Source organism: Sedimenticola sp., assembly GCF_050289425.1.
Lineage (GTDB): Bacteria > Pseudomonadota > Gammaproteobacteria > Chromatiales > Chromatiaceae > Sedimenticola.
This window is the reverse complement of sequence record NZ_JBNKFS010000031.1, coordinates 1-21,437: the sequence shown is the minus strand read 5'-3', so window position 1 is coordinate 21,437 and position 21,437 is coordinate 1. Positions and strand designations below refer to the sequence as shown.

General features: G+C 58.0%; 22 protein-coding genes. 10 read left to right on the top strand and 12 right to left on the bottom strand.

The window, feature by feature from the left end; genetic code table 11:
• Positions 1-61: 61 nt before the first annotated feature.
• Both ACQY5R_RS16835 and ACQY5R_RS16830 read right to left on the bottom strand, forming a co-directional pair.
• A complete protein-coding gene (locus tag ACQY5R_RS16835) occupies positions 62-481 on the bottom strand; it encodes a CopD family protein (protein ID WP_428610333.1) in 420 nt (139 codons plus the stop codon).
• A 46-nt stretch (positions 482-527) separates the two neighbouring features.
• Positions 528-1,229, bottom strand: coding sequence for a DUF4126 domain-containing protein (locus ACQY5R_RS16830; protein WP_428610331.1), 702 nt, complete (start codon positions 1,227-1,229; stop codon positions 528-530).
• Between the two features lie 571 nt (positions 1,230-1,800).
• On the opposite strand from ACQY5R_RS16830, the gene argC reads away from it, so the two are divergent.
• The 4 genes from argC (at position 1,801) to erpA (ending at position 4,571) form a co-directional block, all read left to right on the top strand.
• Positions 1,801-2,829, top strand: a complete 1,029-nt coding sequence (argC, locus tag ACQY5R_RS16825) for an N-acetyl-gamma-glutamyl-phosphate reductase (RefSeq protein WP_428610330.1) — start codon at positions 1,801-1,803, stop codon at positions 2,827-2,829.
• Between the two features lie 72 nt (positions 2,830-2,901).
• Entirely contained in the window at positions 2,902-3,624 is a 723-nt protein-coding gene (locus tag ACQY5R_RS16820; RefSeq protein ID WP_428610328.1) for a DUF6776 family protein, read from the top strand.
• A gap of 11 nt (positions 3,625-3,635) precedes the next feature.
• Positions 3,636-4,115, top strand: a complete 480-nt coding sequence (locus tag ACQY5R_RS16815; RefSeq protein ID WP_428610326.1) for a bactofilin family protein — start codon at positions 3,636-3,638, stop codon at positions 4,113-4,115.
• 102 nt (positions 4,116-4,217) lie between these two features.
• Entirely contained in the window at positions 4,218-4,571 is a 354-nt protein-coding gene (erpA, locus tag ACQY5R_RS16810) for an iron-sulfur cluster insertion protein ErpA (protein WP_428610324.1), read from the top strand.
• Between the two features lie 88 nt (positions 4,572-4,659).
• On the opposite strand, the gene ACQY5R_RS16805 is transcribed toward erpA, so the two are convergent.
• The 6 genes from ACQY5R_RS16805 to ACQY5R_RS16780 form a co-directional block, all read right to left on the bottom strand.
• Positions 4,660-5,028, bottom strand: a complete 369-nt coding sequence (locus tag ACQY5R_RS16805; RefSeq protein ID WP_428610323.1) for a sulfur globule family protein — start codon at positions 5,026-5,028, stop codon at positions 4,660-4,662.
• A gap of 143 nt (positions 5,029-5,171) precedes the next feature.
• Positions 5,172-7,556, bottom strand: a complete 2,385-nt coding sequence (gene lon / locus ACQY5R_RS16800) for an endopeptidase La (protein WP_428610321.1) — start codon at positions 7,554-7,556, stop codon at positions 5,172-5,174.
• A 95-nt stretch (positions 7,557-7,651) separates the two neighbouring features.
• Positions 7,652-8,464 carry a 16S rRNA (adenine(1518)-N(6)/adenine(1519)-N(6))-dimethyltransferase RsmA gene (gene rsmA / locus ACQY5R_RS16795; protein WP_428610320.1) on the bottom strand — a complete coding sequence of 271 codons (813 nt, stop codon included), beginning with the start codon at positions 8,462-8,464 and terminating at the stop codon, positions 7,652-7,654.
• A 159-nt stretch (positions 8,465-8,623) separates the two neighbouring features.
• Positions 8,624-9,580 carry an L-histidine N(alpha)-methyltransferase gene (gene egtD, locus ACQY5R_RS16790; protein ID WP_428610318.1) on the bottom strand — a complete coding sequence of 319 codons (957 nt, stop codon included), beginning with the start codon at positions 9,578-9,580 and terminating at the stop codon, positions 8,624-8,626.
• On the bottom strand, positions 9,580-10,818 hold the full coding sequence (egtB, locus tag ACQY5R_RS16785) for an ergothioneine biosynthesis protein EgtB (protein WP_428610316.1): 1,239 nt from the start codon (positions 10,816-10,818) through the stop codon (positions 9,580-9,582). Before egtB ends, egtD begins: the two co-directional genes overlap by 1 nt.
• A 96-nt stretch (positions 10,819-10,914) precedes the next feature.
• The gene (locus ACQY5R_RS16780) at positions 10,915-12,993 is read right to left on the bottom strand and encodes a putative bifunctional diguanylate cyclase/phosphodiesterase (protein ID WP_428610314.1); all 2,079 of its coding nucleotides are present in this window, start codon (positions 12,991-12,993) and stop codon (positions 10,915-10,917) included.
• Positions 12,994-13,207: 214 nt separating this feature from the next.
• Here ACQY5R_RS16780 and miaB point away from each other — a divergent pair, with 214 nt between their 5' ends.
• The 5 genes from miaB to lnt are packed head-to-tail and all read left to right on the top strand — an operon-like array spanning position 13,208 to position 18,419.
• Entirely contained in the window at positions 13,208-14,554 is a 1,347-nt protein-coding gene (gene miaB, locus ACQY5R_RS16775; protein WP_428610312.1) for a tRNA (N6-isopentenyl adenosine(37)-C2)-methylthiotransferase MiaB, read from the top strand.
• A gap of 26 nt (positions 14,555-14,580) precedes the next feature.
• On the top strand, positions 14,581-15,564 hold the full coding sequence (locus tag ACQY5R_RS16770; RefSeq protein WP_428610310.1) for a PhoH family protein: 984 nt from the start codon (positions 14,581-14,583) through the stop codon (positions 15,562-15,564).
• A complete protein-coding gene (gene ybeY, locus ACQY5R_RS16765; RefSeq protein WP_428610309.1) occupies positions 15,561-16,037 on the top strand; it encodes an rRNA maturation RNase YbeY in 477 nt (158 codons plus the stop codon). The genes ACQY5R_RS16770 and ybeY overlap by 4 nt, the downstream gene beginning before the upstream one ends.
• Positions 16,034-16,894 (top strand): HlyC/CorC family transporter, encoded by an 861-nt coding sequence (locus tag ACQY5R_RS16760; protein WP_428610308.1) that lies wholly within the window; start codon positions 16,034-16,036, stop codon positions 16,892-16,894. The genes ybeY and ACQY5R_RS16760 overlap by 4 nt, the downstream gene beginning before the upstream one ends.
• Positions 16,895-16,934: 40 nt before the next feature.
• Positions 16,935-18,419, top strand: a complete 1,485-nt coding sequence (lnt, locus tag ACQY5R_RS16755) for an apolipoprotein N-acyltransferase (protein WP_428610307.1) — start codon at positions 16,935-16,937, stop codon at positions 18,417-18,419.
• Positions 18,420-18,457: 38 nt separating this feature from the next.
• Here lnt and ACQY5R_RS16750 read toward each other — a convergent pair whose 3' ends face one another.
• The 4 genes from ACQY5R_RS16750 to rnd all read right to left on the bottom strand — a co-directional run bounded on the left by ACQY5R_RS16750 (position 18,458) and on the right by rnd (position 20,725).
• The gene (locus tag ACQY5R_RS16750; RefSeq protein WP_428610344.1) at positions 18,458-18,724 is read right to left on the bottom strand and encodes a hypothetical protein; all 267 of its coding nucleotides are present in this window, start codon (positions 18,722-18,724) and stop codon (positions 18,458-18,460) included.
• Positions 18,685-19,089, bottom strand: coding sequence for a hypothetical protein (locus tag ACQY5R_RS16745; RefSeq protein WP_428610306.1), 405 nt, complete (start codon positions 19,087-19,089; stop codon positions 18,685-18,687). The genes ACQY5R_RS16750 and ACQY5R_RS16745 overlap by 40 nt, the downstream gene beginning before the upstream one ends.
• 209 nt (positions 19,090-19,298) lie before the next feature.
• Positions 19,299-19,559 carry a hypothetical protein gene (locus ACQY5R_RS16740; protein WP_428610305.1) on the bottom strand — a complete coding sequence of 87 codons (261 nt, stop codon included), beginning with the start codon at positions 19,557-19,559 and terminating at the stop codon, positions 19,299-19,301.
• Positions 19,560-19,561: 2 nt separating this feature from the next.
• Positions 19,562-20,725, bottom strand: a complete 1,164-nt coding sequence (rnd, locus tag ACQY5R_RS16735; RefSeq protein ID WP_428610303.1) for a ribonuclease D — start codon at positions 20,723-20,725, stop codon at positions 19,562-19,564.
• Positions 20,726-20,880: 155 nt separating this feature from the next.
• Between rnd and ACQY5R_RS16730 the strand changes: the two genes are divergently transcribed.
• Entirely contained in the window at positions 20,881-21,399 is a 519-nt protein-coding gene (locus tag ACQY5R_RS16730) for a hypothetical protein (protein ID WP_428610302.1), read from the top strand.
• Positions 21,400-21,437: the final 38 nt, after the last annotated feature.

Genomic DNA, 21,437 nt, shown 5'->3' with positions numbered 1-21,437 from the left:
CGATATTAAAAAGCCCGCGGATGGTGACATCCGCGGGCTTTTTTAATTGACCAAATACCACTTAAAAGGGTTTCAGGACAGCCAGCAGGACGACCGCGAAGAGTATCAATACCGGTACTTCGTTGAACCAGCGGTACCAGACATGGCTATGCCGGTTGGTGTCTTCGGCAAACTGTTTGACCAACCTTCCGCAGTAGAAGTGGTAGATCACCAGCAGGCCGATCAGCACCAGTTTTATGTGCAGCCATAGCATCTTTCCGTAAGCCGCCCAGGCGTAGTCGTAAAGCATCCAAATGCCAAACAGCAGGGTGAGAATCATCCAGGGTGTGGTGAAGTAGTAGAGCTTCCGCTCCATGGTCTTGAATCGTTCTCTGCCCGCTGCGTCCTCGGTCATGGCGTGGTAGACAAAGAGGCGGGGTAGATAAAAAATTCCGGCAAACCAGGTCACCATAAAAATCAAATGCCAGGCCTTTAGCCACATCGTGCATGTACCTCGGATTAGCTGTTGTCAGGAGTGTTTGATTGTTTTAATTCTTTTGATTGTTGGCGTCGTGGTAGAGGGCACGCAGGATGTCCTGGCGCTTGGTCGCCGGTCGTCCGAAATCGACCGGTTCGTTGGGTTCGTCGCGCCTGCCACCAAAGAATTCGCCGATGGCGCGGAATATGCGCTTCAATGCCCGCCACAGTTTGGGCAGGAGCCAGATGGTCAGCAACAGGGATAGCACAAGACCGGCGATAAACAGCCAGGGGTAGTGTAGTGATGCCCAGAGTCCGCCGATCACCACCAGGTCTTCGGTGATCGATGCCGTCCAGTTACTGAAGGGTTCGGGGGACGTGTTGATCAGTACCCGGGTTCCGGTCTTCGTCAGGTGCGTGGTGGCGGCGAGTCCCCCGCCGATCAGGAGTGCGGCGAACTCAGTGGCCTGGCTCACTTCCAATCCTTGCGCCATGCCGGCGGCCAGCACCGCGCCGGCAGGGATGCGGATAAAGGTGTGTAGCACATCCCAACCTGTGTCGACGCCGGGGGTCTTGTCGGCGAAAAATTCCACCATATACATGAAGCCGGCGGCGGCCATCACCATGGGGTCACTCAGTAGTTCAAGTCCCGGGGGCAGGGTCACATCGCCGGTCATGCCCAAATATCCCAATACCAGTACGGCTGCGTAGAGATTGATTCCTGAGGCCCAGGCAGCACCCAGCGTCAGAGAGATGAGTTCAATGGTTTCCATTGATTAATTCCTTTGTGATACGCATACGCTCTGTCTCTTTGATGGAGTAACGGAAATTCGGTTCCCGTTGAGGACCCTGTCTGTAAAGACTTGGCGCATTGGGTGTATGAAATAGACCGGAAAGGTGTCTGCTTCAAATTGACATCAGTATGCCACTAACGGCTGAAATATCCCAATTCCCGAGGGAGTATCGGGCTTGTGCATGGGGTCGGAATGAAGTTTCAAGTTGTTGTAAAAATGTGACCCTATCAATATGAATTATAAGAAAATATTTGACCTTTAAAAATGTCGGATATATAGTGTCCCCATTCCTGATATCGTGACGCCTACGGAATCTATCCTGGGGAAAAGGAAGGAATAAATAATCGTCACATAGCGCTTAAGCGGCCCGCGGGTCGCTTTTTTTATGATTTCCGCCGGTAGGTGCCGGTTTGGATCTTTAGATTTTTGCTATGGCGCCGTATGATTAACCTCTTTTTTTATTCGGTTGTCACAGGTATCGCGTCGGCACGGGGCGGTGGAGCCGACAATCGGTCACGTCGCAGTTTGTCTCCAGTTTGGAATCAATAAGATGGTCAATGTAGGTATTGTAGGTGGAACAGGTTATACCGGAGTAGAACTGCTGCGGTTGCTGGCCGGCCACCCTGAAGTAAAGGTAACCATAATCACCTCCAGAGCTGAGGCGGGTCGATTGGTCTCGGATATCTACCCCAACCTGCGCGGCCACTTCGATATTCCTTTTAGCGAGCCTGACCTGGATGCGCTGAGCGCCTGCGACCTGGTGTTTTTTGCAACGCCTAACGGCACCGCCATGAAATTGGTTCCCGAGCTGTTGGAGCGGGGCGGCAAGGTGATCGATCTGGCAGCGGATTTCCGCATCAAGGATATTCCGCTCTGGGAACAGTGGTACGGCATGGCTCACAGCTGCCCGGAGTTAGTGGCTGAAGCGGTCTATGGGTTGCCGGAAATGAACCGTGACGCGATCCGTTCGGCGAGCTTGGTCGCCAATCCCGGCTGTTATCCTACTGCCACGACTTTGGGTTTTCTGCCCTTGATTGAGGCGGGGCTGGTCAATCTATCTGGCTTGATTGCCGACTGTAAATCCGGCGTCAGCGGTGCAGGCAGAGGTGCCAGTGTCGGCATGTTGATGGGTGAGGTGGGTGAAAGCTTCAAGGCGTATGGGGTGCCCGGTCACCGGCATATGCCCGAGATACGGCAGAATCTCTCTGTGGTGGCTGATCGGCCGGTGGATGTCACCTTTGTCGCTCATCTGTTGCCGATGATTCGGGGTATTCACTCCACCCTCTACGCCACGCTGACGGAAGAGGTGGATCTGCAGGCGTTGTACGAGTCGCGTTTTAGTAGCGAGCCGTTTGTTGATGTCTTGCCGGCCGGTTCGCACCCGGAGACCCGTAGTGTCCGGGGCATCAACCATTGCAGAATAGCTGTGCACAGACCACAAGGTGGCAATACGGTAGTGGTGCTCTCGGTCATCGACAATCTGGTGAAGGGGGCCGCCGGCCAAGCGATCCAGAATATGAATATCATGCTTGGCATGGAGGAAACCCTGGGTCTGCGAGCGGTTGCCTTGTTGCCATAATCCGTCGATCTGTGACGTCCCCCCTAGCATGCAAAACTTCGCTGGCGTATTGATAATAGTCGGAAGCAGTACATGAAAATGCAAACGCCCAAAATCGTCCAGTCCCGCAGTCGTTGGGTCTATCTCTGGGCCATGTTGCCGATACTGCTGGGTGCGATGTTGATGCTGGGCTGGGGCGATTATATCCAGATCAAGCGGCCGCCTGTGGATAAGGTGACTCCCCTGACGCAACAGTTGGCTGAACAGCGTGAGTTGATTGAACGGCTGGAGTCGCAACGCGATCATCTTCGTGAACAGGTGGCCGCCCTGGAACGGGCCAGTCAGATTGACCAGGAGTCGATCCGGCAGGTGCGGGAAGAGCTGAGGAAGCGGCAGACCGGTTATCTGGAGATGGAGCAGGAGCTAAACCTGCTGCGCGGTATTGTGGAGACCGGTGTCAAATCCGAGGGGCTCTATATTCAGGGGTTTAAGCTGGATAAGAGCGACCAGCCGGACAGCTACCATTTCCGCTTTACGGTGAGTCAGGCACTGAAGAATGCCGGTACGGCGGTGGGTTGGATTCTGCTGGCCCTGGAGGGTGAGCAGGGCGGTGAAACCGTGGAACTTCCACTGAAAGCGTTGACTAAAGAGAAAGATGAAAAACTGAAAATGCGTTTTCGGCATTTTCAGGATGTTGATGGATTGATCCAATTGCCCGAGGGCTTCAACCCGGAACGGGTAATAGTGGAAATCAATCCCACCAATAACAGGTTACCGAAAGTCAAAAAGAGTTTTGACTGGCTGGTGGCCGATTAAGAGGATGACAGATGGCGCGTTTTAAAAAGTTCAGGGCTCCGAAAATTGCCACGGTAATCGGTAGCGGGACCACCATTCATGGTGACGTGAATTTCACCGGTGGGCTGCATGTTGACGGACTGATCTGTGGCAACGTGATGGCCGAACAGGGCGGGGAATCGGCGCTGACCTTGAGTGAGCAGGGACGGGTTGAAGGTGACATCCAAGTCCCCAATGTAATACTTAACGGTACGGTGGTGGGCGATGTCTACGCCTCGGAGCGGGTCGAGTTGGCACCCAAGGCGAAGGTAAAAGGCACGGTCTATTACAATCTGCTGGAAATGGCCATGGGGGCCGAGGTGAACGGCCAGTTGATCCACACCAAAGATGCTCAGCCTCAAATGTTGGGTTATGACGGTGATGGGCCGAAGGAGGAAGCCGCCGAACAGATCCAGGCCGTGGCAACGGAAACGGTCGGCGAGGATTCGGAGCGCGCCCCGCGAGGCCGTTAAGGGTCAGGTTATTCAGAATACTTGACTAAATTGATCAGAAAAGCATAATGTTTTAATCATCGCTCCGGGAGAGCGCTTAAGTTACGGATTTTGGAGTTGGTTATGAGTGGTATGCAAGCTGAGACCGAGAGCCCGCTGGTGTTCACCAATGCCGCGGCAACCAAGGTATCTGCGCTGATTAAAGAAGAGGGAAACCCCAATCTGATGCTACGCGTCTTCATTCAGGGGGGCGGTTGCTCGGGGTTCCAGTATGGATTCAGCTTTGATGAAGAGATGAAAGAGGGTGATACCCGGGTGGACACCGAGGGTGTGACCATGTTGGTCGACCCGATGAGCCTACAGTATCTGATGGGCGCCGAAGTGGATTACACGGAGAGCCTGCAGGGTTCGCAGTTTGTTATCCGCAATCCCAACGCCACGACCACCTGTGGGTGTGGCTCCTCCTTTTCGGTTTAACCGTCCAGGGATTTCCATACTAAAAAGCCCCTGCATCCAGAAGATGCAGGGGCTTTTTTTATGCGACGAATCGCTCGTCGAAATTGGCTCAGTTAGCCGGTGCAGCGGGGGCAGCCGGTGCGACCGGAGCAACCGGGTAGCCGTACGGGGCATAGCCGCCGTATGGTGCGCCGTAGGGCGCGCCGTATCCACCATAAGGATAGCCATAGCCGCCGTAGGGATAGCCGTACCCGTAGGGATAACCGTAGCCACGGCCATAACCGTTACCATAGCCGCTACCGCGACCGCTGAAGTTCATGTTGAAGTCGCCGAAGCCATCACCCCAGCCATCACCTAATCCGTTCCATGGACCACCACCCCACGGGCCACCGCCCCAGGGGCCGCCCCACCAGGCGGATGCGGAGGCAGATGCAGCGAGCAAGGCTGCAACAGCGGCTGCTTTCATGATGTTTTTCATAATTTCTTCTCCCTAAGTCATATTTATCGGTATGCTGGCCACGTCCATTGTCGTGGCATCACTACTGAAAATATTAGTGGTTTCTAAATAAGTCAACCCACTTCTATGCACTATTTGATCTGGATTAACTGCCCTCCAGGGGATCACTTTTTAAACAGTAGCGGCGCAATATCGTCAAAATTACAGGCGAAGTGGACCTTGATGCCTTTGCGGATATGCTCCGGAACCTCTTCATATTCGCCGCGGTTTTCCTCCGGAAGTATCAACTCGCGAATGCGGGCGCGGCGGGCGGCAATCATCTTTTCCCGCACGCCGCCTATCGGGAACACATGGCCGGTGAGGGTCAATTCACCGGTCATGGCGATGTGCCGCACCGGCTCGTTGCGTGCCAGTGAGAGCAGCGCCGAAGCCATGGTGATACCGGCACTGGGTCCATCTTTGGGGGTGGCGCCGGCCGGCACATGCAGGTGGATGAAGCTCTTTTCAAAGAATTCCGGGTCCGCTCCCAGGCGAGCCGCATTCGCCACCACATAGCCGTAAGCGATTTCGGCCGACTCGCGCATCACATCACCCAACTGGCCGGTCAGTTTGAAGCCCCGGGTAAAACTGTGGGTTCGGGCGGCTTCGATACTGAGCGTGGCGCCGCCCATGGCTGTCCAGGCCAGTCCGGTGACCACGCCGGGGCCGGTCAGGTTGCGCTCATCGCGAAAGATGGGGCTGCCCAGGTAACCCTTCAGATCCGACTCCTCCACCACAATGGGGGGCGGCTCTTTGTCCAGTATCTTCACCACCGCCTTGCGTACAATCTTGCCGATCTGTTTTTCCAGGCGCCGTACGCCGGCATCCCGGGCATACCCCTCGATGATCGCCTTCAGCGCCGGGGTGTTGAGTTTCAGCTGGTTGCGCTTCAGGCCGGCCCGTTTCAACTGACGGGGCAGCAGGTACTTACGGGCGATCTGCAGCTTTTCCTGGGCGATATAGCCCGACAGCGGGATGATCTCCATGCGGTCGCGCAGCGGCGCCGGGATGGTATCCAACTGGTTGGCGGTGCAGACGAACAGCACCTTGGAGAGGTCGAAGCGCAGGTCCAGGTAGTGATCCAGGAAGTCGCTGTTTTGCTCCGGATCGAGTGCTTCTAGCAGGGCGGAGGCGGGATCGCCCTGGAACGAGGCGCCGATCTTATCGATCTCATCCAGCATGATCACCGGGTTGGCGGTTTCCGCCTCCTTCATCGCCTGGATGAACTTGCCCGGCATGGCGCCGATATAGGTTCGCCGGTGGCCTTTGATCTCCGCTTCGTCCCGCATGCCGCCGACCGAGAAGCGGTAAAAGGTACGTCCCAGCGCATCGGCAATCGACTTGCCGATGGAGGTTTTGCCGACGCCGGGAGGGCCGACCAACAGGATGATGGAGCCGCTTACTTCACCCTTCATCATGCCCACGGCCAGGAATTCCAGGATGCGTTTTTTGACGTCATCCAGACCGTAGTGATCCTTGTCCAGAGCTTTGCGTGCCTGGGCCAGATCGAGCTTGTCCTGGCTGTGCTTGCCCCACGGCAGCAGGGTAATCCAGTCGATATAGTTGCGGGTCAGTGCGTACTCCGGTGAGCCGGTTTCCAGAATCGACAGCTTCTGCATCTCCTCATCCAACCGCTTGTTCGCGGCCTCGGGCATGACCAGTGTCTCCAGGCGCTCCTTGAACTTGTCCAGCTCGGCGGTGCGGTCATCCTTTTCCAGGCCCAATTCCTGCTGAATCGCCTTGAGCTGCTCGCGCAGGAAAAACTCCCGCTGATGGGTGTTGATCTTGTCTTCGACCGACTTGCGGATCTCATTTTGCGCCTTGGCCAGCTCCAGCTCCTTGTTCAACAGCAGCAAGACCTTTTCCATACGGGGCAGCAGCTCAATCTCCTGCAGCACTTCCTGCAGCTGGTAGCGGTCGGCGGTGGTGAGGCTGGCGGCAAAATCGGCCAGGTGGGACGGGTCGTCCGGTCCCAGTCGATCCAGGAAGATACGCAGCTCCTCGCCATACAGCGGGTTTAGCGGTACCAGCTCTTTGATGGTGTTGATGACGGCCATGGCATAAGCCTTGATCTCGTCACTGGGTGTGGCCGCCTCTTCGGTGAAATAGCGAACCTGAGCCTGGAACGGGGCGTGCCGGGAGACAAAGGTTTCGATTTTGAAGCGCTGCAAGCACTCCACCAACACTTGCAGACGGCCCTCCACCTTCTGTACACGATGGATTTTGCACGCGGTGCCGATACGGCGAAAATCGCTGGGAACCGCCTCTTCCGACGTGGCGGCATCGGTCATGACGATACCGATAATGGCCTGGCTCGATTCGTAGGCGGCCGTGATGGTCTCTTCCCAGTGTTCATCGTTCATTAACAGCGGTACTGCCTGTCCGGGGAAGAAGGGGCGCGTGGTGACCGGTAGCAGGTGAATGATGCCGGGGAGCACATCCCCCTGGCGGGCCAGTACATGGTCGGTAATGATGTCCAGGTCTTCGGCGTTGATCGCGTCGTCGTTCATGCTTCTCGTCTACTCTCGGAGTGGTTCCACCGGATGCTGATCGGGCGGGATATTTTTTGTTGTCGTGGTGTGGTGTCCTGTCCAGTAAGGTTATATCAGGCTGAAGGGGCTGTTTTGCAAGCCAGATTGGCGAGCCTGGCGAAATCGGCCAGCGAGAGCCGCTCTGCCCGGAGTGACGGATCGATCCCGGCGGCGCCGATCAGTTCGGCATCCATCAGCTTGCCGAGACTGTTGCGCAGGGTTTTGCGACGCTGTGCAAAGGCACTGGTCACCAGTTGTGCGAAATAGGTGGCGTCATCAATGCGGCAGGGCGGCTCGCTATAGGGGATCAAGCGCACGATCGCCGAGTCCACTTTGGGGGCCGGCTTGAAGGCCCCGGGTCCGATCTCAAACAGCGACTCCACCTGGCACCACGCCTGCATCATCACCGAAAGCCGGCCGTAGGTTTTGCTGCCCGGTCCAGCCGCCATCCGTTCCACTACCTCTTTCTGCAGCATGAAATGCATGTCCTGGATGACGTCGGCATATTGCAACAGGTGGAACAGGATCGGCGTGGAGATGTTGTAAGGGAGATTGCCCACCAGCCTGAGCGGCCGCCCATCGCCGGCCAACTGGGCAAAGTCGAACTTGAGGGCGTCGCTGTTATAGATATTCAGTTCGCCGAGATCGGCGCAAGCGACGGCCAGCGGGTGGATCAGATCCCGATCCAGTTCCACCGCGTCCAGTCGTCCGGCACGTTTCAGCAATTCCCGGGTGATGGCGCCTTGCCCGGGGCCGATCTCCACCAGATGTTCGTCAGGTTTGGGGTTGATCTGCGCGATGATCCGCTGGATGACGCCGGGATCGTGTAGAAAATTCTGGCCAAAACGTTTTTTCGCCTGATGGGGTGGTCTGCTCTTTATGCTCATTCGGATCTGTTCTGGTTAGTGGCCGGGCTCAAGCGGATCGGCTTTGCGACGCGCGTGCTGAAACCGGCGTGGGGTGCCAGTAATGAGCCTGTAGCGTTGCGGCTTATGATACCACCAGATAGAGCCCGCTGTCGGAGTGGGAAGCCGAGGGTGGCGCGGTCAGGCGCCAGCCAGCAGATAGAGCGCGAACAGATCCTGCTCGGCAACCCAGTGGCGCACCTCGCGCAAACCGGCCCGGCTGGCCTGCGCCAGAAACTCCTGGGGTGTGTATTTGTAGGAGTTCTCGGTGTGTACGGTTTCGCCTTCGGCGAGCTCGAATCGATAGCCATTCAGGCGCAGCGTCTGTCTACAGCGGCTGACCAGGTGCATCTCGATACGTCCCTGCTCCGGGTTATAGAAGGCTTGGTGGTCAAAATTCTCCGGGTTGCACTCGACGTCGGTTTCGTTACGTATGCGGTGCAGCAGGTTGAGATTGAAGGCCGCGGTGACTCCTGCCGCATCGTTGTAGGCCGCATGCAGGATGTCCGGGTCCTTCTTGGTATCGACGCCGATCAGCAGCAGGCCGTCTGGGCCGATCTGTTGATGCACCAGGGTGAGGAATTCGCAGGCGGCTTGCGGGGAAAAGTTACCGATGCTGGAACCGGGAAAAAACGCCAGGCGACGGCCGGGCGGGGCGGTCTCCGGTATCGGCAGCGAGTGGGTAAAGTCGACACAGGTCGCATGGACCGGCAGCCAGGGAAATTCATCCACCAAATCGGCGGCCGCCTGTTTGAGAAATTCGCAGGAGATGTCCATCGGTACATAGGCCAGGGGTCTCAGCGCCTCCAATAACAGTCTGATCTTGGCGGTGGAGCCGGCGCCGGGTTCGAAAATCACCCGTCCGGTTCCGGTCAAGTCAGCAATCTCTTGGGCCAACCGGGTCAACATGGCCTGCTCTACGTCGGGGGGGTAATACTCCGGCTGGTCGCAGATGGCGGCAAACAGTGCCGAGCCCCGTTCATCGTAAAAAAACTTTGGCGGGATCGATTTTCTCTCTTTGGAAAAACCCTCGATGACCGCTTGCTGCAGGCTCAGGGTTTTCGGCTTATGGTCGTGGAAGGTGATGCGCTTGCCCATCAGGCATCTTCCGCCAGGCGCAGGCCGGAGAACATCCAGCGTTCATGGGGGTAAAAGAAGTTGCGGTAGCTGGGGCGCAGGTGCCCCGGCGGGGTGGCGCAGCTGCCACCGCGCAACACCATCTGGCTGGACATGAACTTGCCGTTGTACTCGCCCATGGAACCGGCCAAAGGTTTGAAGCTGGGGTAGGGTGTGTAGGGCGATGCGGTCCAGGCCCAGAGGTCACCGTACCACTGGCCGCGGTCCGTGGCCGGTGCCGGATGCAGCCAGCCGCTGTCGGCAAAATTTCCGTCAACCGGTTGTTCGTCCAGAATCAGTTCCATCTCCTCTTCTCGAGGGAGGCGCTTGCCGGTCCAGCGGGCGTAGGCGTCGGCTTCGTAATAGCTGAGATGGCAGACCGGCTCGTGGGGGTTGAGCGGCCGTATACCGCCCAAAGTGAATTGCGTCCATCTGTCTGCCTGCTTTTCCCAATACAGCGGATGGGTCCATCCCTCCTGCTGTAGCCGGGCCCAGCCATCGGATAGCCAGAGCGCCGGATCACGGTAGCCGCCATCCTCGATGAACTCCAGATACTCTGCATTGGTCACCAGCCGGTCAGCCAGTCGATGGTCATAGATCAACACCGAGTGGCGGGGGGTCTCGTTATCGTAGGCGAAGCCGCTGCCGCTATGGCCGATAGAGTGCAGTCCCCCCTCCCGGTCCAGCCAGCGCATCGGTACCGATTCACCCCCGGGCGGTATCAGCTCTTGCCGGTAAGCGGGCTTGATCGGATTGACCGAAAAGTTGTGCTTGATATCCATTAACAGCAGTTCCTGGTGCTGCTGTTCGTGGTGCAGACCCAGGGTGATGCGAAAGGCCAGCGCTTCCCGCTCGGCCTTGCCGGCCGTGGCAATCAGGCTGGCGACTTGTTCGTCGACGCGCTGGCGGTACGCCAGAACCTGTTCCAGCGTGGGGCGTGATAGCAGGCCGCGCCGGGGGCGCGGATGCATGGCGCCGACGGTGTAGTAGTAGCTGTTGAACAGGTAGTGAAAATCGGCGTCGAACGGCGGGGTGTCCGGCCGGAAGTGCTGCAAAACAAAATGTTCAAAAAACCAGGTGACATGCGCCAAGTGCCACTTGGGTGGACTGGTCTCGGTGATGGATTGGATCTGGTAATCGTCCACCTCCAGCGGACGGCATAACTGTTCGCTGAAGCTTCTGATACGGCGGTAATCTTCCTGTAATGTCTCCCTGACCATTAGGCTGTTCTCTCCGGCATTTTTTATTAAACATAGACCAAATTGAGCGTCGGCGGCGGGTGGGTCTGGCGGGGGGCTGCGCGGGATGAAGCGATTTTAGGCTGACAGGCGTTTGTTGTGATCCGAAATCAGTATTTCTATCTGTGCCTTGGGTAGCGGCTGGCTGTAGAGGTAGCCCTGGCCCATCTCGCACCCCAGCTCCTTGAGGAATGCCTCCTGATACTCGGTCTCGACGCCCTCGGCAATGATCTCCAACTGTAAGCTGTGGCCGAGACTGACGATGGCCTTGACGATGGCGGCATCGTCGTTGTCAATGGCCAGGTCCTGGACAAAGGAGCGGTCGATCTTGAGTCGGTGGATCGGCAGTTTTTTTAGATAGCTCAGGGATGAGTAGCCGGTACCGAAATCGTCGATGGCCAACTGGATGCCCATGTCCCGCAACTGGCGCAGGGCATCGATCGAGGCGTGGAGTTCGGTCATGATGAAACCTTCGGTCACCTCCAGTTCCAGCCACTCCGGCTTGCAACCGGTTGCCCGCAGGGTATTGGTGATGTTCTCCACCAAGTCGTCGCGGCGGATCTGTTTGCCCGCCAGGTTGACTGAGACGGTTTCGATAGGTAGGCCGTTGCGTTGCCACTCTACCATTTGGCGGCAGGTGTGCGTCAGCACCCAGTTGCCCAGCGGCACGATCAGGCCGGATGCCTCGGCAACCGGCAGGAAACGTCCGGGGGGCAAAATACCCAACTCAGGGTGATCCCAGCGTACCAGGGCCTCCAGTCCCACGTAGTGCCCGTCGATCAGGGATTTCTGCGGCTGGTAGTAGATCACCAGTTCGTCCTGCTCGATGGCCCGCCTGAGACTCCCTTCCAGTGTGATCCGGTCATAGGCGGAGGCGGTCATCTCCTGGGTGTAGAAGTTGTAGCTGTTGCGTCCTTCGTCTTTGGTGCGGTACATGGCGGCATCGGCGTTCTTAAGCAAAGCCTCTGGCGTCTCGCCATCCTGAGGGTAGAGGCTGATACCGATACTGCAGCCGACGAAAATGGGCTGTCCATTGATCTCGAATCGCTCATTCAGCTTGTCCAGGATTTTCTGGGTGAGGCAGATTACGTCGGTGGTATCTTTGATATCTTCCATCAGGATGACAAATTCATCCCCCCCCAGGCGGGCGATGGTGTCATCTTCCCGGGTGATGGAGAGCAGGCGTTGGGTGACTTTACGTAGCAACCGGTCCCCCGTGACATGTCCCAGGCTATCGTTGATATGTTTGAAGTTATCCAGGTCCAGGAACAGTAAGGCCAACTGGGACTGTTTGCGCCGGGCGCGCTTGATGGCATGGTCCATTCGGGCATCCAGCAACAGCCGGTTGGGGAGATTGGTCAGGGTGTCGTGGTGTGCCAGATACTTCAGGTTCTTTTCCGCCTGCTTGCGGATGGCGATCTGCTTTTCCAGGTTTTCGTTGGTGCGGGTCAGTTCCCGGGTGCGTAGCTCGACTTTGCCCTCCAGGGCCGCCTTGTGCTGTTCCAAATCTTCCTGGACGGCCTTGCGTTTTACTACCTCGCTGCTCAAGTGGTCGATCAATGCCCGATTATGATTTTCCAATTCGATGGAGCGGCGGATCTGCCGGTTCATGTTGCGACTGGTGGCAGAGATCAGTCCGGTGTAAATCAGGGTGGCGAGGCTGAGTAGCAGACTCCATTGCGTGTTTTGGATCATCAAGACCATCAGTAGGAACAGTGCCTGGGGGAGTACGTAGGCAAAGAAGGCGGGTAGCCGGGAGGCGAGCACCGGAACCGCGACCGAGATAGTGCCGAAGATCACCAGGAAGATCACATAATGGACGAAGGGGTCGTCCGAGGTGAGCATCATCAGGGTCAGACTACCCCAGGCGCTGCCGACCAACAGCGTACATAAGACATAGCGCCGCTCCCAGATGGCCGGTAAATAGCGCTTGGGAAAGCGTTCGTGGAGGATGATCAGGACGGCACGCAGACAGACGAATAGCAGGATCACACTGTTCCAGGTGATCAACTGTTGGTGATCCAGCTTGTCCCAGAGGCTGATGACCAACAGGATGGAGATGGCGGCTACGGTCAAGTTGGCCGGCATGGCATTGGCAAACAGCAGCTTCATCTGCTGTGTCAGTACATGCTCTGAAAGGGGGGCGTTGTAGCGCATACTCCATGCCTACCGGTGATAATAGCCGGCTCAGTGGATCCCTGGTCCGAAAATGCGGGTATTTCCGAGTGTAAAGGTAAATTTAGGTATTAATCTCTGTTTTAATAACGGCCGTTTTGCCGGAACCTTGAATGGAACATCCCAATTACCTGGAAAAACGCTAATATAGAAGGTAAGCTACCGCGCCTTTGGCGCCCTTTTTATTACGAACTGCATGTCCGGCAAACTCTATATCAAAACTTTTGGTTGTCAGATGAACGAGTACGATTCCGACAAAATGTCGGATCTGCTGCGGGAATCTCACGGCTTTACCCTGACCGACCGTCCCGAAGAGGCCGATCTGCTGCTGCTCAACACCTGTTCGATCCGGGAAAAAGCGCAGGAGAAGGTGTTTTCGCAACTGGGTCGCTGGCGGCCCTGGAAAGAGCAGCGTCCCGACCTGATCATCGGTGTGGGCGGCTGCGTGGCCAGTCAGGAAGGGGAGGCGATCCGCGAACGGGCCCCTTATGTGGATCTGGTGTTTGGGCCCCAGACCCTGCATCGTCTGCCGGAGATGCTGGATTCCGCGCGGCGTAACCGGGCGCCGGTGGTGGATATCTCTTTCCCAGAGATCGAAAAGTTCGACCGTCTGCCGGAACCGCGTTCCGATGGCCCCAGCGCTTTCGTCTCCGTCATGGAGGGGTGTTCCAAGTACTGCACTTTCTGTGTGGTGCCCTATACCCGCGGCGAAGAGATCAGCCGCCCATTCGACGATGTGCTGGCTGAAGTCGCTTCACTGGCCGCCCAGGGCGTGCGTGAAGTGAACCTGCTGGGTCAGAATGTCAACGCCTATCGCGGTTCGATGGATGACGGATCGGTGGCCGATCTGGCGCTGCTGATTCAGTATGTGGCGGCGATAGACGGCATCGACCGTATCCGTTTCACCACCTCCCACCCGATGGAGTTTTCCGACAGCCTGATCGCCGTCTACGGCGAGGTGCCGGAGTTGGTCAGCCACCTGCACCTGCCGGTGCAGAGCGGGTCCGACCGGGTGCTGGCGATGATGAAGCGCGGCCACACCGCCTTCGACTACAAAGCCAAGATCCGTCGCCTGCGCGAATTGCGTCCCGACCTGAGCCTGTCGTCCGATTTTATTATCGGTTTCCCGGGCGAGACCGAGCAGGACTTCGAACACACCCTGAACCTGATCGAGCAGATCGGTTTCGATCACTCCTTCAGCTTCATCTACAGCGCCCGTCCCGGTACGCCGGCGGCGGAACTGCCGGACGATGTGCCGCTGGCGGTGAAACAGGCGCGCCTGGAGCGGTTGCAGCAGCGTATCTCGGAGATGGCCCAGCAGATCAGTCGACGCATGGTGGGTACGGTACAGCGGGTGCTGGTTGAGCGGCACGCAAAAAAAGACCAGCAGCAGTTGGCCGGCCGCACCGAAAACAACCGGGTAGTCAATTTTGACGGTCCCGAGGCGCTGATCGGTCAGTTCGTGGATATCCGTATCAGCGAAGCCCTGCCCAATTCCCTGCGGGGAGAGCTTATTGACGAGGCGCTGGCCCAATCCGCATGACCAAGGCCGCCTCCAGGACTGAATCCGTGTCCGATCACCCCAAGTCACTCGAACTCTCGTTGACGCCGGAAGATAACCAGTTGCTGGCCAATCTCTGTGGCCAACTGGATGAACACCTGCGCCAGATCGAACGCCGTCTGGGTATCGAGATCAACTACCGCGGCAACCACTTCAAACTGCTGGGCGAACCGGAGGCGATTGCCGCCGCCGGGGAAGTGCTGCAGACCCTCTACCGCCAAGCCAGGCAAGAGGTATTGACGCCGGAGTCGGTACATCTCTATCTGCAGGAGTCGGGCATCGATGCGTTGCTCAACGACCTGGCCAAGAGCAGCGTCCCGGAGGTGGTGATCAAGACCCGGCGCGGCCTGATCCGGCCACGCGGCGCCAATCAGCAAGAGTACCTGCACAAGGCGGTGACCCACGATCTCAACTTCGGTATCGGCCCGGCCGGCACCGGCAAGACTTACCTGGCGGTGGCCTGTGCCGTGGATGCCCTGGAGCGCGATCTGATTCGGCGCATCCTGCTGGTCCGTCCGGCGGTGGAGGCGGGCGAACGGCTCGGTTTCCTGCCCGGCGACCTGGCGGAGAAGATCGACCCTTACCTGCGCCCGCTTTATGACGCCCTCTATGAAATGCTCGGCTTCGAGAAGGTGGCCAAGCTCATGGAGCGAAACATCATTGAAGTGGCGCCCCTGGCCTACATGCGCGGGCGCACCCTGAACGACGCCTTCATCATCCTCGACGAGGCGCAAAACACCACTCCCGAACAGATGAAAATGTTCCTCACCCGTATCGGCTTCGGCTCCACCGCCATGATTACCGGCGACGTGACCCAGGTGGATCTGCCCCGGGGACAGGTCTCCGGTCTGCGCCAGGCGATCGAAGTGCTGAAGGATGTGGAGGGGATCAGTTTCACCTTCTTCAACGCCCGCGACGTGGTGCGCCATCCGTTGGTGCAGAAGGTGGTGGGCGCCTACGACAATTTCGATAAAAACAAGGATAAGCTGTGAATCTGTTGCTGGAGGTTCAGCGGGTCGTCGAGGATGACGGCATTCCCGGTCCCATGCAGTTTCAGGCCTGGGCCGAAGCGGCACTGAACGGACGTCTGGAACAGGCGGAACTGGTGGTGCGTATTGTCGGCCTGGAAGAGAGCCGGCAACTCAATCATGAGTATCGCGGCCAAGATAAGCCGACCAATGTGCTCTCCTTTCCCTTCGAAGTGCCGGAGGTGGTGACCGATGATCCGGTGGGCGATCTGCTGGGTGACCTGGTGATCTGTGCCCCGGTGGTGGCCGATGAAGCGGCTGCCCAAAACAAACCATTGGAGGCCCATTGGGCGCACATGCTGGTACACGGGGTGTTGCATCTGCTGGGATTTGATCATACAACTGATGCGGAGGCCGAACAGATGGAGGGCCTCGAAGTGGAGATACTGGAATCCCTGGGATTCTCCGACCCATACCAATCTGAAAGGGAACTATGAGTAGCGACGGCACTACCAGCGGTTCGATGCCCCGGTCCTGGCTGAAAAAGATGTTACAGGCCTTCGGCAACGAACCGGAAAATAGAGAACAACTGATTCAACTGCTTCGGGATGCCAAACGGCGCGCCCTGCTGGATACCGAGGCACTCTCCATGATGGAGGGGGTGTTGCAGGTCTCCGAACTGCGGGTCCGGGATATCATGATCCCCCGTGCCCACATGGTGGTGATCGAGCGTGACGCCCCGCTGGAAGCGATCCTCCCCATCGTCATCGACTCTGCCCACTCCCGCTTCCCGGTTATCGGTGACGACAAGGGAGAAGTGGAGGGCATCCTGTTGGCCAAGGATCTGCTGGCCTACTTCTCCGACCAGAAGCGTCGCTTCGATATGCGCGATGTGTTGCGGGCGGCGGTCTTTGTGCCGGCCAGCAAGCGTCTCAACGTGCTGCTCAACGAATTTCGCGCCAGCCGCAGCCATATGGCCATCGTGGTGGACGAATACGGCGCCGCCGATGGCCTGGTGACCATCGAAGATGTGCTGGAGCAGATCGTCGGCGAGATCGAGGATGAGCACGACTTCGACGAGGGGACCACCATCCTCAAGCGCAGTGAAGCCGAATACACCGCCAAGGCGGGCACCTCCATCGATGAGTTCAACGACTATTTTGGCTGTGAATTTTCCGACGATGAGTTCGATACCATTGCCGGCCTGGTCACCCAATCCCTGGGGCATCTGCCGAAACGCGGCGAGGTGGCCGAGATCGACCGCTTCCGCTTTGAGGTGCTGCGGGCTGACAGCCGGCGCATCCACCTGTTGAATATCCGACTGCTACCGACGCAACTGGACAGTGCCCATTAATCTGGCCGGACCTCTGCTCGCTTCTCCGGCGTGGCGGCTAATGGCTGCCTGGGCGGCGGGTGCCCTGTCGGTGCTGGCCTTTGCCCCGTTCGGGCTCTTTCCTCTGGCCCTGGCTGGACCCTTATTGCTCTGCTGGCTGTGGCGCGACGCCACACCGCGCTTCGGCTTCCAAAGCGGCTGGGCTTACGGGGTCGGGCTGCTCGGTTTCGGCGTATTCTGGTTGCATATCAGTATCGACCAGTTCGGCAACATGGGTACGCTGGCTGCGATCGCCCTGACCCTGCTGTTTGTCGTAGTGCTCGCCCTCTACTACGGCTTGCTGGGTTGGTTGACGGTGCGTCTGTGGCGGACCGGTGGGCACGGTATCGGGCTATTCGGGTGGCTGCCGTCACTCTGGGTACTGGGTGAGTGGTTGCGCGGCTGGCTGTTAAGCGGTTTTCCCTGGCTGTTGCTCGGCTACTCCCAGATCGATTCGCCCCTCGGTGGTTATGCACCATTGGTGGGTGTGTACGGCGTCAGTTGGCTGCTGTTGTTGAGTGCAGTGCTGCTGTTCCGACTGCTGAGCCCGGCTGTCGTCGGCCGTCTCTGGCTGGCGGCGGGATTGGCGTTGTTGTGGGGCGCTGGCTCGCTGCTGAATCAACTGAGTTGGACCGAACCGGCCGGCAAGCCGCTGACCGTGAGTATGATCCAGGCCAACATCGCCCAGGAGGCGAAGTGGAAGCGGGATGCACTGCGTCCGACGATGGAGCTTTATGCCGGCCTGACCCGCGGGCTGTGGCAGAGCGACCTGATCATCTGGCCGGAAACGGCGGTGCCCGCTTTCGCCCATCAAGTGGAGGAGGTACTGCTGCAACCGCTGGCCGAGGAAGCCGTCGCCAATCAGAGTGGGTTACTGATCGGCATACCGATCTGGAATACCGATACCGGCGCCTATTACAACGCCATGCTGAGCCTGGGGCAGGAGCGGGGCAGCTACGCCAAACGCCACCTGGTGCCATTCGGCGAGTTCATGCCGCTGAAGCGGTGGCTGCGGCCGCTGATCGATTGGCTGCAGATCCCCATGTCCGACTTCACGCCCGGTGACGCCCCCCGGCCGCTGCTAAAGGTGGTCGGCTACCAGGCCGGTATCTCCATCTGCTACGAAGATGCCTTCGGCGAAGAGGTGATCGAGGCATTGCCGCAAGCCGCCTTCCTGGTCAACGCCAGCAACGACGCCTGGTTCGGTGATTCCCTGGCGCCTCGACAACACCTGGAGATCGCCCGCATGCGTGCGCTGGAGACCGGCCGCTACCTGCTGCGCTCCACCAATACAGGGATCTCCGCCCTGATCGACCAGAAAGGTAAAATCCAGGGATTCTCCCCCGCCTTCGAGCGTCATGTGCTGACCGGGGAAATCGTGCCGATGCAGGGGGCGACCCCCTATGTTCGAATCGGCAACTGGGGGGTGGTGCTGTGGTCCTGTTTCCTGGTTTTGCTGGCACTGATCAAGGGCAGCCACAGGGGGCCGCCCCTACGGAAAAAGTGAACGACAGCCGGGTAGGCGCGTCTCCCGCGCCTGGGTGGTCATTTTGCATTGTCACATCTACCATCTACCCGTAGGGGCAACCCCCCGTGGTTGCCCTTGGCATAAGTTGCGCCGGCTTTTACATATAGCTGATCCAACTCCCATTGAGCGGGATTGTTCTGGATATATTCCCGGATAAGGTCCAATTCCGAATCGTCGCGGATGATGTGTTCCCAATAATTCCGTTGCCATAATCGCCCGGAAAAAGGCGGCCAATCCGACTGTCTTACGCCGTCGCCATATCTCTTTGTGGTGAGGGTTTTAATCCGCTGTACAAGATCGGGTAATGATAGATTTTTTGATGCGGTTTTTTTCGCTGTTCGGAAGATCGTGTCGAATCAGGGTAGGCACGGGGACCTTCCCCTGCCAGCATCAGAATGCCGTGTAGGTGGTTCGGCATGATGACGAATTGATCTATCTCTGCGCCAATGTAATGTTGTGGTATGTCGTTCCAGGTGGTTTGTATCATTTCGCCAGCGCGGTTCAATTTCATCGTTCCATCAATGATTTTTCCAAAGAGACATCGACGATGCTGGGTGCAGAGCGTAATGAAATAGGCCCCAGGATGAGAGTAATCGTATCCCGGTAACCGGAGTGATCGGCGGTTGTGCTGGTGCTGTTTGGGTTTCATGGCGTCCATGCCTCCGTTGTGTATTTTATAGATGGTTAATCCTTTTTCGTAGGGGTAACCCTTCGTGGTTGTCGGGTGATTACGCCTGCCTGGGGTGAGGGCGGCCACAGGGGGCCGCCCCTACGATAAGGTGATAGGAAGAGATAATCGGTTCGTCGAATGTTGGGTTTTCATGGCGTCCATGCCTCCGTTGCATATTTTGTAGATAGTTAATCCGTGTCCGTAGGGGCAACCCCCTGTGGTTGCCCTTGCTCCGCTCCCTCAAGTTGTGCACGTCTGAGCCGCTCTTCCTCATCCAGGTAGCGGATCACTTCCCGGGTCTGGTGCATCACTTCCTGCTGGATGTCGAGTTCCCGCTCTATGGGGTCTGTTTTCGGGGGTTGGGGTTGTTCTGTGCAGGCGCTGAAAACAAGCGGTAAACCCAGGGTCGCAATAACACGGATGGAGATGGCGTGCCTGCCCATCGCCACCCTTACTCTTTCGGGGGGCAGGCGTTCAGCGTGAGCTGTCCCTGGTCGAATGTGGGCCAGCATTGGCCCTCCAGAATCTGCAGCAGCTGGTTGCCGGCAATCACCCGGCGCCAGCCGTGCATAATCTCCAGGTCGCGCTCGCCACCCACCAGGGCTTCGATCTCTTTACGTCCGGCCAGGGCGGCCGGGGTGATGTTGTTCTGTTCCGCCAGCAGGCGCAGGCAACCGTACAGCAGATCGGTAAAGGCTTCCTGGTTGGGGCTGAGGCGGGCAGCGCGCCGTTTGTCCCGTGGCCACTGCTCCTTGGGCAACGCCCGGGCGTCGGCGATCAGCTTCAACAGCAATTCGCCGCGCCGTTTGATGGTGCCCGGTTCCAGACCGCGGATCTTTTCCAGTTGTGCCAACTCCTTCGGCTGACGTCTGGCCAGATCGGTGAGTACTTCATCCTTAAGGATCCAGCGCTTCGGCCGGTTGGCCTGCTGCGCCTCCTGCTCGCGCCAGCCGGCCAGCGCCTGCAGCACCGCCAGTTGTACGCCCTTTAACTGCTGGCGCCCCTTGATCCGCTTCCAGGCGTCCTGCGGCGGGTTGCTGTAGGTGTCGGGATTGGCCAACTGGTCGAAGTCATCCTGCAGCCAGCCTTCCCGGCCTTCGGCCTGCAACATCTGTTTCAATTTCAGGTAGAGCTCACCCAGGTAAATGACGTCATCCAGGGCGTAGCGCAACTGGGCTTCATCCAGCGGCCGGCGCGACCAGTCGGTGCGCGAGTGCCCCTTCTCCAGGGTATGCTGGAGCAACTGCTCCACCAGATTACCGTAACCGATCTGATCCCCCAGCCCCAGCAGCGAAGCGGCCAGCTGGGTATCGAACAGCGGGGTCGGCAGCTTGTCCCAAAGATTATGGAAAATTTCCAGATCCTGACGGCCAGCGTGAAACACCTTGACGATGTCCGGGGTGTACAGCAGCTCCAGTAGCGGCCCCAGCTCCGGGATTTGCAGCGGGTCCACGCTGGCGGCGATGTGGCCGTTACTGATCTGCAACAGACAGAATTGCGGGTAATAGGTCTTTTCCCGGACGAATTCGGTATCCAGGGCGAGCCAGGGGCTATCGGCCAACTCGGCGCAGAGTTCGATGAGTTGGGGTTCTGTTTGTATGTGGCGTTCCAGCATAAAGACCATTCGTGGCTAAAAGTGTCGGAGGGCAAGCATAACAAATCCCCGTCACCTGTTTGTCTGTTTTCGACCAAAAGGTATGATGGGGAAAAATTTGTCCTGGCTCGATCGCGGGCGGGATGTGGCAGCAACAACCGGGAATCAGGGCATCAGTGAAGCGACTTATCAATCTGTTTGTGGATATCTGTCTGTTGCGGGCGGGGCCCCAGGACCTGCCGGTGGCTTCCTTTCTGGTCACCCTGACCCTGGTGTTGAACCTGATGACCGGCACGGTGGTGATTGTCGGGCACTTTTCCAGTGTGGTGCCCGCCGTGCTGGCCCAGTTGCTGGACCTTCTCCTGCTGGCTTTTTTAGTTCGGCTGGGGTTGCAGTACCAGCGCCGTTCGGCGCGCTTCACCCAGGCGATCTCCGCCCTGTTCGGTTGCGGGGTGTTGATCAATCTGGTGGCGATGCCGTTGCAGTTGATGATCGGCCAGGATCCGCGGGTATCGCCGATGGGTGGCCTCGGGGTACTGCTGTATGTGGTGTTGGTGATCTGGGGCATGGTGGTGATCGCCCATATCCTGCGCCACACCTTCCAGATCCGTTTCGGCAACGCCATGTTGCTGTCCATCGGTTATTTCATGCTGATCAACTGGTTGGTGGAATTGATTTTTCCAAGGAGTAGTTGAGATGCATATCCATATCCTCGGTATCTGCGGCACCTTCA